10 protein-coding genes are annotated in these 13,052 nt (G+C 42.7%); 7 read left to right on the forward strand and 3 right to left on the reverse strand.

Annotated elements, in window-relative coordinates; translation table 11 throughout:
• Window positions 1–45: 45 nt before the first annotated feature.
• Window positions 46–1,398, reverse strand: a complete 1,353-nt coding sequence (locus MHH46_RS01185; RefSeq protein WP_076192601.1) for a uracil-xanthine permease family protein — start codon at window positions 1,396–1,398, stop codon at window positions 46–48.
• Window positions 1,399–1,436: 38 nt separating this feature from the next.
• Window positions 1,437–2,801: a guanine deaminase gene (gene guaD, locus MHH46_RS01190; protein ID WP_076192599.1), complete on the reverse strand. Its 1,365-nt coding sequence runs from the start codon at window positions 2,799–2,801 to the stop codon at window positions 1,437–1,439.
• Window positions 2,802–3,112: 311 nt separating this feature from the next.
• Between guaD and MHH46_RS01195 the strand changes: the two genes are divergently transcribed.
• From MHH46_RS01195 to MHH46_RS01225, 7 genes are all read left to right on the forward strand, one after another.
• Entirely contained in the window at window positions 3,113–3,301 is a 189-nt protein-coding gene (locus MHH46_RS01195; protein WP_036687195.1) for a hypothetical protein, read from the forward strand.
• An 87-nt stretch (window positions 3,302–3,388) separates the two neighbouring features.
• Window positions 3,389–4,111: a GntR family transcriptional regulator gene (locus MHH46_RS01200; protein ID WP_076126926.1), complete on the forward strand. Its 723-nt coding sequence runs from the start codon at window positions 3,389–3,391 to the stop codon at window positions 4,109–4,111.
• A gap of 293 nt (window positions 4,112–4,404) precedes the next feature.
• Complete coding sequence (locus MHH46_RS01205) at window positions 4,405–6,786, forward strand: phosphoketolase (protein WP_179086298.1); 2,382 nt, start codon at window positions 4,405–4,407, stop codon at window positions 6,784–6,786.
• Between the two features lie 160 nt (window positions 6,787–6,946).
• Window positions 6,947–9,142: an ABC transporter ATP-binding protein gene (locus MHH46_RS01210; protein WP_076126928.1), complete on the forward strand. Its 2,196-nt coding sequence runs from the start codon at window positions 6,947–6,949 to the stop codon at window positions 9,140–9,142.
• A complete protein-coding gene (locus MHH46_RS01215) occupies window positions 9,135–9,668 on the forward strand; it encodes a DUF1854 domain-containing protein (protein WP_076126929.1) in 534 nt (177 codons plus the stop codon). The genes MHH46_RS01210 and MHH46_RS01215 overlap by 8 nt, the downstream gene beginning before the upstream one ends.
• Window positions 9,669–9,821: 153 nt before the next feature.
• The gene (locus MHH46_RS01220) at window positions 9,822–11,144 is read left to right on the forward strand and encodes an MFS transporter (protein WP_076126931.1); all 1,323 of its coding nucleotides are present in this window, start codon (window positions 9,822–9,824) and stop codon (window positions 11,142–11,144) included.
• On the forward strand, window positions 11,116–12,030 hold the full coding sequence (locus tag MHH46_RS01225) for a polysaccharide deacetylase family protein (protein ID WP_076126933.1): 915 nt from the start codon (window positions 11,116–11,118) through the stop codon (window positions 12,028–12,030). Before MHH46_RS01220 ends, MHH46_RS01225 begins: the two co-directional genes overlap by 29 nt.
• A 36-nt stretch (window positions 12,031–12,066) precedes the next feature.
• On the opposite strand, the gene MHH46_RS01230 is transcribed toward MHH46_RS01225, so the two are convergent.
• The gene (locus MHH46_RS01230) at window positions 12,067–12,504 is read right to left on the reverse strand and encodes a hypothetical protein (RefSeq protein ID WP_076126935.1); all 438 of its coding nucleotides are present in this window, start codon (window positions 12,502–12,504) and stop codon (window positions 12,067–12,069) included.
• Between the last annotated feature and the right edge of the window lie 548 nt (window positions 12,505–13,052).

A 13,052-nucleotide genomic window follows, 5' to 3' on the forward strand; every position in this document is an offset into this window, starting at 1 on the left:
GCGGGGATAAAAAAGGATCAATAAGAGGCTGCTTCTTTTTATGTTCTATTTTCCACTAGGTAATAATTTATTCAATAATATTGCTGCCAATGAAGCAGCTAGGATAGGTGAGCCTAATAAATACTGTACGAATGTAGGTAAAGAGTTCAAGTAGTCACCAGGAATGAGTACCAACGCCAAGGTGATGATCATAGGTAAGGCAATAATGTACATTTCTTTTTCGCCGATGGTTACATTCTTCATTACTTGCACACCATTAATTGCGATGATGCCGCAGATGATGGCGAAGACGCCGCCGATTACAGCGGATGGAATGGAAGAGATCAAAGCGGCGAGTTTACCGGAACAACCAAAGAGGACAAACCATCCTCCTACAGCGAGAAAAACCCGGCGGCTGGCAACACCTGTAATGGAGATGATCCCTGCATTAGTTGAATAACCTGTAACAGGAGTCGAACCGAGCACAGAAGCAATAAGACAGCCAATTCCTTCTCCAATTACGCCGCGGTTAATATTTTTGTCTGTCAAAGGTTTATTGATTACATTGCTGACCGCAAACCAGGTGCCTGTTGTTTCAGCCAGCAGCACGATATAAATAATAACCATGGTGATAATAGCTGAAAAATTGAAGGAAAAGCCGAAATCAACAAAAGCGATTCGCGGCATGCTAAACCACTTGGCACTACTTATCGCTGAGAAATCTAAAACGCCCATAATATTAGCGGAAATACATCCGACTACTAACGCCATCATTACGGAAAGAATTCGGAAGACAGATCCTTTATTACGGAACAAAGTACCGAGAACCACAAAAATAAGCAGTGTAGCACCTGAAATAAGGGCTAATAATACATTTTGATTAATTGAAGCCCCGGAGGCTCCGTAGATATTATCTCTGATCGCAACAGGCAATAAAGATAGACCTACAATGAAAATGATTGTGCCACCTACGATAGGCGGAATAAAGTTTTTAACGATTTTATTAAAAATCCCCGCATAACCCAAAATAATAACCAGGATGGCCCCGATTAAGCTGGCACCTAACACGGAGCTCCAACCGAGCTCTCCGCCACCACTAGCTGCATAAATACTGACGATCGCACCCAGCGGAACATAAGAAGGACCTTGAGCGATAGGCAGCTTCATACAGAAATAGGTTTGCACAATCGTTGCAAGTCCTGCGGCAATAAAGGTGGATTGGATTAACGCGCTGGACTGATTGGGCTGTAAGCCGATTAACATCGCAATCAGGAATGGCACTACATAGACATCCATAGCCAATACATGTTGAAAGCCGAGAATGACGGATTTACTAAATGAAACTTTTTCATCGGGTAGAACAGTTAGTAGCTGTGATTCTAAATGTGCTTGCTCTTGTACGTTTGCTTGTGTTTTCACTCCGATGCCCACCTTAAGTTTTCTAGTTTAATTAATCTTTAACGCGAATGAACTTTTTCACCCTGTACCCAGACTTCACGGATATTTTCAGGTCTAGCCAGGTACATTATCTTTTGAAAAATATCTTGCAAATCTTCACTCTCATCAAAGACGGGCAATTTCGCCGAGGGTACTTTCGTATCGATTATTTGAACATCCCATGCATAACCTTCTAGTAACCGGCCGATAGGTAAGCTTAAGCTTTCTCCGCCGCCAGCGGTAGCAAGATAAAAGGATTCATGGATCGTAATTCGTGATCCCGGTACTCCGCGGTTTTGTGCAGAAAGTGAGGGATTCACACCATCCTCCAGCATTCTTGAAGACATTACGGCTTGTCTAATGTTATCGAAGAGACTAGGTGAAAAACCTCCGGAAATATCAGAGCCTAAACCAATCTCAACGCCTTTGGCATGGAAGTCAGCGATCGGAATGACACTATTGGCAAAATACGCATTGGATATCGGACAATGCGCAATAGCTGTTCCTGTCTCTGCAAACAAATTCACATCATCTTCATCTAAAAAATTACAATGTGCCATGACAGATTTATCACTGAGCAGACCAAAATCATGCAAGGCAAAAGCATCGTTCTTCTGGAACCGTTCTTGCACATAACCATGTGCCCAATCACTTTCACTACAGTGCGATTGCACATACGTATCATATTTAGCGGCTAGTTCTCCCAAGCCTTGTAAAGCCTCATTAGTGCAGCTTGGAATGAACCTTGGTGTCACTACTGGATAAACGCCTTGTTTAGTAGATTTAGCGAGTTCTTGTACAGCTAGTATAAATTCTTCCGTATCCACTAGTGCGGTGTGGGTGTCGGAGTCACGGTAATTCTCAGGATTTCCCTGCGTATCGTCCATAACCACTTTTCCAACGAGTCCACGTTGCCCTTTTTCCGCACATATTTTAGCCAATAATAGACTGGCCTCTTTATGCACCGTTGCAAAATAAAGTGCTGTAGTGGTTCCGTTTGCGAGCAAAGTACCAACCACGTCATCGTAGACTTTTTTTGCAAAAGCCAGGTCCGAGAATTTAGACTCCAGTGGGAAGGTATAAGTATTTAGCCAATCATAGAGCGGGATATCTAATGCAGTTCCAGATTGAGCCCATTGTGGCGCGTGGACATGCAGATCGATAAAGCCGGGCAAAAAATACTGGCCCTCGGCTAATACATGAAAATTGTCCTGACCTTGATAAGCATCAAGCAAGGGTTGATAGTCGGGGTGATCCGGTGCAACGATCATTTCTATCATCCCATCCGAATTGATACAGAAGAGATGATCCTTTAAAATTTGTATTTCTTTTGGGGATAGGCTAGAAAATGAAGTGCCTAGGAATATTTGCATATAATTTCTCATAATTTCCGCCTTAATGTTCGTCTTTTGGTGTGCATTCGTTATTATAATCCGTGAAAAAGGATAAGTCCAGACCAAAAGTCGAATAAAGGCGTAATTGACGGATAGGAGGAGCTGAGGAATTGAAAGCGAATATGACACATAGACGTCACGTTCGCTAGGCTAGAATACAGAAAAAGATAGAGGGAAGTAAAAAATGCTGATCGGCTTCGATTTCTTTACGGTTATAGGAAATGAATGCGGTTACTATCTTGTGATATAATAGATGAAATCGATCAATAGTTTGAGAAAATTGGATTAGGAGTGTTGCCTGGATGAGAAGATACAACATTTGGCGCCCGTTGATGTTAATTATTGTTGCTGTACTTACAAAAAGCTTGGTCACTAACCTATGCATTTTGTTTGGTATGCAGGCTGAATCAGCAAGTAGTATGGGGACGCTGGGCATGGTCATTGCCGGTTTAGTGATGTACAATCGCATGACAAATCGCCGACGTAAATAAGCTGGCCGGATAGATTATAAACGTCTGGTTATTATGTTATAGTAAAGATTGAAATAAAACTTGTATCGACCTGAAAAGGAGTACTTCATGACACAGTTTGTCTACAAACAAATTATTGATGACTTAAAAATGAAAATTTTTGCTGGGCAGTTTCCCGATATGAAATTACCGGATGAACGAACGCTTAGTGAAACTTATCAAGTGAGTCGTAGTTCTATTAAAAGTGCTCTGACTAAAATGGCAAATGCCGGCATTATTTTTAAAAAGCGTGGCTCAGGGACATTTATAAATCCTTTATACATAAAAAATGAATCTATTTTTAACTACGAAGGCTCTAATTTAGGTGTCACCGACAATTTTCAAATGAATGGGAAGAAGCCAAAGATTAAAGTTTTGAAATTTGAGGTCATTCCACCAACGGAAGAACTACAACGGGATCTGTTTTTAGGCCCTCATGATTTTGTTTACAAAATCATTCGCTTACGTCTTTTTGATGATGAACCCTTTATGATTGAAACGGGTTATATCCCAATCAAAATCGTGCAGAATTTAAATCAGACCATTATTGAAGGATCTATCTTTAATTATTTGGAGGATTCACGAAATCTGGCGGTAACCAAATCCTTTTTATCGATATCCGCAGAACCCTCTGAGGCTACGGATCAAGAGCTGCTGCATTTGCAGGCAAATGAGCCAGTAAGCATTATGGAAGGGATTTTCTTTTTAGATAATGGCACGCCATTTGAATTCTCCCATATGCGCTTCCACTATAAATACTTAAAATTTAATACCTTTGTGTCCGTTCATTAAAAGTAAGACTGGGGAATTTTTCTCGGTCTTATTTTTTTTGTTTTGCGCAAAATAGATGAAGGATAAGGAGCAAATACCCCCGCAAACTTCAGTCCATATTTTTACATATATATTAATATTGACGTATTTTTACAGACAATTGACACTGTATTTCATACTATGTTCATATTTTCACAAAATTGGACCGTATCATTTGTTGAAAAGGTTGAATTAATTTTTCGCGGCGGTATGATGTACTTGTGGAAGAAATTACGGCAATGTAGACACAGAAAAAATTTTGGGGAGTGGAAGAAATGGTATTATCCATGGATGTTGATTACTCATCAAAAACTTATTTAGAGAAGCTTGATGCATACTGGCGCGCAACTAACTACATCTCTGTAGGTCAACTGTATTTGAAAGATAATCCGTTGTTAAGAGAACCGCTGAAAGAAGCAGACGTAAAGATTAAGCCCATTGGACACTGGGGAACTATTCCAGGCCAGAACTTTATTTATGCCCATTTGAATCGGGTCATTACTAAATATGATTTGAATATGTTCTACATCGAGGGCCCTGGTCATGGCGGTCAGGTTATGGTTTCGAACTCCTATCTCGATGGTAGCTATACTGAAATTTATCCGGAAATCACACAAGATATCCCAGGCCTGAAGAAATTGTTCAAACAATTCTCTTTCCCAGGTGGAGTTGCTTCCCATGCTGCCCCTGAAACACCTGGATCGATCCACGAAGGTGGCGAATTAGGTTATTCTCTATCCCATGGTGTAGGTGCAATTCTGGATAATCCAGATTTGATCTCCGCGGTTGTTATTGGTGATGGAGAGGCTGAAACTGGCCCATTAGCGGCTTCATGGTTCTCCAACCGGTTCATCAATCCAGTTACTGATGGTGCAGTTCTGCCGATCTTGCACTTAAATGGTTTCAAAATCAGTAACCCAACGATTCTGTCTCGTCAATCCAAAGAAGAAATTACTGCATACTTTAAAGGTATGGGTTGGGAACCGTTCTTCGTTGAAGGCGAAAATCCTGATCTAATGCATCCGGAAATGGCTAAGGTGCTTGATACCATCGTTGAAAGAATTGAAGCGATTCAAAAGAATGCACGTGACAACAATGACCTGACGCGTCCGGTTTGGCCAATGTTGGTCTTCCGTTCTCCTAAGGGCTGGACGGGTCCAAAGCAATGGGATGGTGTTCCGAATGAGAACTCTTTCCGTGCCCATCAGGTGCCGATTCCAGTGGATCAAAAAAATATGAAGCATGCTCCAGCGTTATTGGAATGGATGAACAGCTATAGACCAGAAGAATTATTTGATGACAATGGTCGTCTGAACGCTGAACTTGCTGAGATTCTGCCAACTGGCGACAGACGTATGGGAATGAACCCAGTTACTAATGCTGGCAACCAAATTAAAGATCTAAACTTACCGAATTTCCGTAAGTTCGCACTTGATAATTCCAAACCAGGTGAAGTAATAGCACAAGATATGGCCGTTCTGGGTAAATACATGAAAGATGTTATCTCTCTGAACGAAGAGAACCGCAATTTCAGAATTTTCGGACCGGATGAAACAATGTCCAATCGTCTGGGACCTGTCTTTGAAGTGACGAAACGTCAATGGTTGGATCAAGTGATTGAGCCGAATGACGAATTCCTAGCTTCTTATGGCCGTGTTATCGATTCCCAATTGTCTGAACATCAGGCAGAAGGTTTGCTTGAAGGTTACGTATTGACAGGTCGCCATGGTTTCTTTGCAAGCTATGAAGCTTTCTTGCGTGTCGTGGATTCGATGATTACTCAGCATTTCAAATGGCTGCGTAAAGCAACAGATCAAAGCTGGCGTGCGGATATTCCATCATTGAATGTGGTAGCAACTTCAACTGTATTCCAGCAAGACCACAATGGTTATACTCACCAAGATCCAGGTTTGCTAGGTCACTTGGCTGATAAAAAACCAGAATTTATCCGTGAGTATTTGCCGGCTGATGCCAACTCCCTGCTGGCTGTCTTTGACACCGTCTTAAATGACCGTCAAAAAATTAACTTGATTGTTTCTTCCAAACATCCTCGTCCACAATGGTTCAGTGCGGATGAAGCACAAGAGCTGGTGGATAAAGGACTGAAGATTATTGACTGGGCAAGCACCGATCAAGGTGGAGAGCCTGATGTTGTCTTTGCTTCTGCAGGTACAGAACCAACTATCGAAAGCTTGGCTGCCATCTCTATCCTGCATGAAAAACTGCCGAACCTTAAAATTAGATATCTCAACGTGGTAGACTTGTTGAAACTGAGAAGTCAAAAATTAGATCCGCGTGGCTTATCTGACGAAGAGTTTGATCAATTTTTCACAAAAGATAAACCAGTTATCTTCGCTTTCCATGGATATGAAGGTCTGATTAAAGACTTGTTCTTTGATCGCCATAACCATAACCTGCACGTACACGGATACCGCGAGAATGGCGATATCACAACACCATTCGATATGCGCGTATTGAATCAAATGGACCGCTTTGACTTGGCGAAGGAAGCTGTTCTGAGCTTGCCTAATGCTAACGACTATAAAGCGATCGCAGATGAAATGGATGCTATCGTTAAGAAACATCACCAATTCATTCGTGAAGAGGGTATTGATTTGCCAGAAGTAGAGAACTGGGTATGGAAAGCTTTGAAATAAGCGTATAGCCAGTACCATAGGAAGTAATACAAAAAGACACCTTTAGAGGTGTCTTTTTATTTGTTTAAATAACCATACAAAACAATTATAATCATTTTTTCATCTTTACCACTGTAAATATATGTGAGTAAATAGTTGGGTAAAGAAAGGGGAGAAATGTATGACATCTATTGATAAACTTCCCAAGTCTATAGAAATACAGCTTACAGAACAACCTTTATTTCACTCTGTATCCGATTTAATGAAAGATGGGCAATTCGGTGAGCAGTGGCTTGTATTGACTGAGAAGGAGATTTCCGTTTGGGGAACGGACGGGAAACTGGTCTCAAAGCTTCTAGTCTCGAATATTACTGATGCCCGGGTAGTAGGCGGGGTAGGCGGCGGATCGTTGCTTGTGGATACCCAAGAGGGGCCTATTATACTTATACGTTATACAGCATCACTTACCTCTATATTTGGTTTTGCTTCTAAATTAATTGGCGCTGTAGCTAAAGGCGAGGAACGGCCAACCGCTTCTGAAAAAGAGTTTCCAAGAAATTGTCCAAAATGCCGCAATCCACTGCCGGAAGATTCGCAAGCTTGTCCGGTGTGCAAGAGTAACGGCAAGGTTCTATTTCGGATGCTGAGCTATGCCAAGCCTTATAAGATCCAAATGATCGCTGCGGCGATTATGTTGATTTTTACTACATTGGTAGAGCTTGTTCCACCATTTTTGACGAAGATGATCGTTGATAATGTGTTGACAGAAAAGGATATGGGCTCAACGCTTCTATGGATTGTGATCGGGCTAGCAGCCACGTCCTTAGTAATTACTTTAATGCAGACTGTACGTGGACTTATAGGGGTATGGATTGGTTCCAAAATCATGGGTGATCTTCGTCATGATGTGTATCATTCCTTGATGAAATTATCTTTATCTTTTTTCGACCGAAGACAATCTTCGCAATTTATTGGACGGGTGAATAATGATTCAGAGGCGATGCGGCAATTTATGACTGACGGTGTAATCTGGGTCTCGGGTGAATTGCTGCGGGTAATCGCTATTTTCACTATTATGTTCAGTATGGATTGGAAGCTAACGCTGCTTGCTATGCTGCCTATGCCGCTTATGGTGGTGCTGTCGACCGTGTTATGGCCGATGATTGGCAGACGTTGGTACCAGCAGTGGAGATCTATTTTTAGATTAAACGCTTTGGTTGGCGATTCTTTGCAGGGGATTCGTGTAGTCAAAGCATTCGGTCAGGAAACAACAGAGATGTCACGTTATACAGTCGCCAATAAGGAGCTGGTTCGGCATAATATTCGGATCGAAGGCTTATGGCAGGGGATGTTTCCTGCTTTTGCGTTGGTTGCTGGTGTGGGTACGTTATTAATTTGGTTTTATGGCGGGAAAACGGTGCTACAGGGCCAATTATCCATCGGTACGCTAATCGCTTTGGTGACCTACCTTGGGATGCTTCTTGGACCTTTGCAGTGGGTGAGCCAAATGATCAACTGGGCCAGCCATGCGATTTCAGCAGCAGATCGGGTCTTTGAAATTATGGATACTCCGTCAGATGTGCCTGATACTGTGAATCCAGCAGCCATCGGCCGCGTAAACGGTGAGGTTGAGTTTAAGCGGGTTACTTATGGATACGAAAAACATCATCCTGTGCTCAAGAACGTGGATTTAAAAGTGGGTGCGGGCGAGATGATTGGTCTGGTCGGACATTCAGGTGCCGGTAAGTCGACTTTCATTAATATGATCTGTCGCTTCTATGACACAGATGAGGGAACCATTACCATCGATGGTGTGGACATCCGAAATATCAGCCAGTCAGATCTGCGTAGTCAGATCGGTGTAGTGCTGCAGGAGACGTTTCTATTCGACGGAACGATTGCTGAGAATATTGCCTATTCTAAACCGGACGCTACGGAATTAGAAATCATGCGCGCTGCAAAAATTGCCAACGCCCATGATTTTATCGTTCAATTGCCGGATGGCTATGATACAAGAGTTGGGGAACGTGGCCATAAATTGTCCGGTGGAGAGAAGCAGCGAGTGTCTATTGCCCGAGCAATAATTCACGATCCGCGAATTCTAATCCTAGATGAAGCAACAGCTTCTGTAGATACAGTGACCGAGCGACAAATTCAAGAAGCGATCTCGCGACTGGTAAAAGGCAGAACGACATTCGCGATTGCCCATCGATTATCCACGCTAAGAAATGCGAACCGTCTTGTAGTGCTTGAACGCGGGAAGATCATTGAAGTGGGTACACATGAGGAATTGCTTGCTGCAGAAGGTGCTTACTTCAAGCTAGTTGAGGCACAGAAGGAAATGTCGCAGATTAAGGGGGTTGAGATGCATGAGTGATTCGAATCTTGTTAACGGGGAATTGAATCCTAAAGATCCCTATGAGATTAACATTCTTGAACCGGGTGCAATCTCTTTTAGCCGCAGTCAAGGTGGCGTGTTTCAAGGAGTAGTGGAGGGTCAAGTCTATGAGGAATTAATTCTTTTTCGTATATTTCCATTCCAATATACCACGGAGTATATTTCAGTTCGTAACTCCAAGAGTGAGGAGATCGGAGTCATTCGTGACATTGATCAGCTCGATGAAGAAAGTCGGGTGGAAGTGGACACAGAGCTCCGGCTGCGGTATTTTCTTCCGGTTGTAACCCGCATTGATTCTATTAAGCAAAAAGCGGATATGTGGATTTGGGAGCTGCAAACGAATCTGGGCCAGACCCGGATCGTTATGCGGAACCTGCACGAGCATATGCAGTATCCAAGTCATAAACGAATCATTCTTACGGATATCAATGGAAAAAGATGCGAAATCCGTGATTATCTAGCCCTGGATGTTCAGAGCCGAAGCAAGCTGAAGGATGTTTTATAGTCTAGTTATGAAAAAGCTCCGCAGCCATTTGTTGATGGCCTGCGGGGCCTCTTTTTTTATCCGTAGTTTCTGCTAAGGAAAAATTTGATGGCGTTCTCTCTTCGGTATGGTAATATATTACAACCGGATCTTTACCATAGGGGAGGTATGTGAGTGAAGCATAAATGGATCAATTCGCCGTACACCTTTGCTTTAGGGATGTTTGCGATGATGGTTCCCAGTCAGGCATTTAGTTCATTTTACAGTTACTTTTATGTTGAAAAATTAGGATTGGGCATTGGACTTGCTACATTAGCCAGAACCATCTTTCTGATCTGGGATGCGGTAAACAATCCGTTATTCGGCTATTGGTCAGATCGCACAGATACTCGTTTGGGTCGACGCAGACCATGGGTGTTTGGCTCAATTCCGTTATTCATGCTGGCATTTGTACTGGTTTTCTCCCCTCCCGGCGGATTATCTGAAAATGGATTGTTCACTTGGTTTCTAGTCACACTTATTTTCTATGAGGCTGTCGCCACTGTGTTATGGGTGAATTATGGAGCGTTACTCCCGGAGCTCTTCCGTGGAGACCGTATTCGGGCAAAAGCCTCTGCGATTCAGCAAGGCTATCAAGTTGTAGCTTTGTTAATCGGTACTGCCTTAACCCCAATTATTTTTGCAGCTATTGGTTTCTCTAATATGGCTATAGTGTATGCCTGTCTCTTTGGAGTGTTTATGTTTTTATGTATGATGAATGTCCAAGAAAAGAAGGAGCCCACAGAGCAGGAACCCTTGAAGTTGATTCCGGCTTTTCGGGAGACCATTCGGAATAAAAAGTTTTGGGTGTTTAATATTTCGAACTCTTTTGCCCAAACGGTGAATGGACTTGTAAGCTCGATGATTCCTTTTTATGCAAAATATGTACTTCATATCTCAGAGGCTCAGGTATCGATTTTACTCGCAGCTGTTTTTGTTTCGGTCATTCCATTAGTATTCGTGTGGTACTGGATGATTCGTAAGATGGACGGGGTTAAGGCGTGGCGGTTATCACTGATCTTATATGCGTTATCGGTAATTCCGTTATGGTTTGGTTATGACCTCTTAAGTGGCGTGGCTGCTGGCGTAGTTGTCGGTTTCGGATTAGCCGGATTTCTAGTGACCCCAGCAATAGTAGGTGGCAAGATTATTGATGAGGATGCGGAAAAAACAGGTCTGAGAAGAGAAGGAATCTACACGGCTGTAAGCGGATTCATCACTCGTTCAAGCGGGTTAATCTCTGCGTTAGCTTTTTTCATTGTAGGTATGATCTTTGGCTATCAAGGCGGCGATGACCCAGGGTCCAATCCTGAAGCGACATTTAGGTATTTAATAAGTGTGGTGCCATTATGTCTTTTGGCCATAGCTGTTGTCATATCCTTCACAATGAAATTTACATTTATGGACTCTTTGAGAGGTGAGGCTGACTATGAACAAAAAATTAATCATCAATTGTGATGATTTTGGGCAAAGTCCCCCCATGAATCAGGCGATAAAACATCTGCTGGAAGAGGAAAAGGTATCCTCAGCAACGATTATGGCGGTGGCCCCTGGCTTTGAGGAGGCGGCTACATGGTGTAGTCGCAGGCAACAACGGAATGTGGGACTTCACTTGACGATGACTAGTGAATTTGAGGCTTTGCGCTGGGCGAGCCTGACGGGGGAGGCTTCTCTTCACGACGAGAGCGGACATCAATATAGGACGGTAAAAGAGTTCGAACAGGGGGCGCAGACAAAAGCCGTACTAAAGGAGATAGATGCGCAGTACGAGCGAGTGAAACAGTCGGGAATAGTGATTAGCCATGTAGACAACCACATGGGTAGTTTATACGGAATGGAAACAGGACGCAGCTTGCTTCCGCAGACGTTGTGGAAAATTTCCCGCTGGGGATTGCCCTCACGATTCTTCAGATACATCCATGCTGAGGATCCGCTTTTGGCATCGCTGAAAAATATTGAACGACCAGTTGCCCTTGGAGCAGGGCTGGCGGATACGTTTGGGGTGCCGATTCCCGACTATTTGCTATCGCATCCTTTTGGTGTAGAGGAAGGCGAGACGTATGAAAGGTTTAAAAGATCTATTATTGCTAAGCTGTATTCGTTGCCGGATGGCGTTAGTGAGACCTATATTCATCCCGGGATAGACGATCCATGGATGCAAGCAAATATTCCGCACTGGAGTAAGCGAGTTTGGGAGTATAAGTTGCCCTTTGATGATGATTTTACCTATGCCCTCAGTGATGCTAAGGTTGAATTGACGAATTATCGTTATGTACAGGAGCATCTAAAACGTCCACGGTTAAGATCTGCAGGCAGATTGTTAAAGAACCTGATAAGATTATGAGCAAAAATAAAAGACACCTTGAGGGGTGTCTTTTGATTATCCCATTAATCCTTTTAGCCCGTTAAGGAAGGGGGAAATAGATTTAATCATATTGTAACCCATCTTCATAACCGGCATAGTTTTTTGTACCATTCCAATAAAGTTGCCGATTCCCCCGAACCCGCCAAATCCGCCAAAACCACCGCCTCCAGAACTGGCAGCCCCTGCTCCTGCGGAGCCTAGAGCGCCTCCACCCATTCCGAAAAGTGAGCCGAATAAGGGCATTAATCCTGATACGTTTGCTTTCCGGGAGCGGGAAGAAGAGTGTTTTTTTGATTTTCTGTGTTTGTTTTTACGTGGTTTGGAAAGGGTCAGTCCATTCTTATCGAGGCCGGTTATCCATCCTATATACGTACGTCCATCATGTAACGTAATGCACACGGGTCTACCTTTCAGCTGTTCAGCACGTTTGCGAATCTTCGTTGTATTTGCCATTTGTGGATCACCTCATTGGTCTATTTACTTCTATATTACTCAGATATTTTTGTGTTGCTTGTGCTAGTTCATCATAAAAAAATATTTGGGTGAAAGAGCTACCACTTGTGTTGATGCCCATAATAATTCATTACACTCATATAGTTTAATGTGCGATAAATAAATTATGGAGGAGTGAAAACTTGATATCAGCATGGATTGGGAGTATTACTTTTTTGGGAGCAGTGATTCTTTATATACTGCTGTCTCTGGGATTGCCTTATGGGGAATTTGCAATGGGAGGAAGACATAGAATTATGCCTTCACAAATGAGAGTCGCGTGTGGAGTTTCAGTAGTGATACAGCTAGTTGCCATCCTGTACTTATTGCAGGCAGGGAATGTGATCTCTATTGGATTACCTTTTGATAGAAGGGTATGTTATTTTTTTGCCGTCTATTTAATGCTTAATACTATAATGAACTTATTGTCGAGGAGCATGAAAGAAAAACTTGTGATGACACCCTTATCTTTAATAACTGCAATCTGTTTTGGGATTACTGCTATGAAT

This window comes from Paenibacillus sp. FSL H8-0175, from assembly GCF_045040615.1.
Taxonomy (GTDB): Bacteria; Bacillota; Bacilli; order Paenibacillales; family Paenibacillaceae; genus Paenibacillus_AQ; species Paenibacillus_AQ odorifer.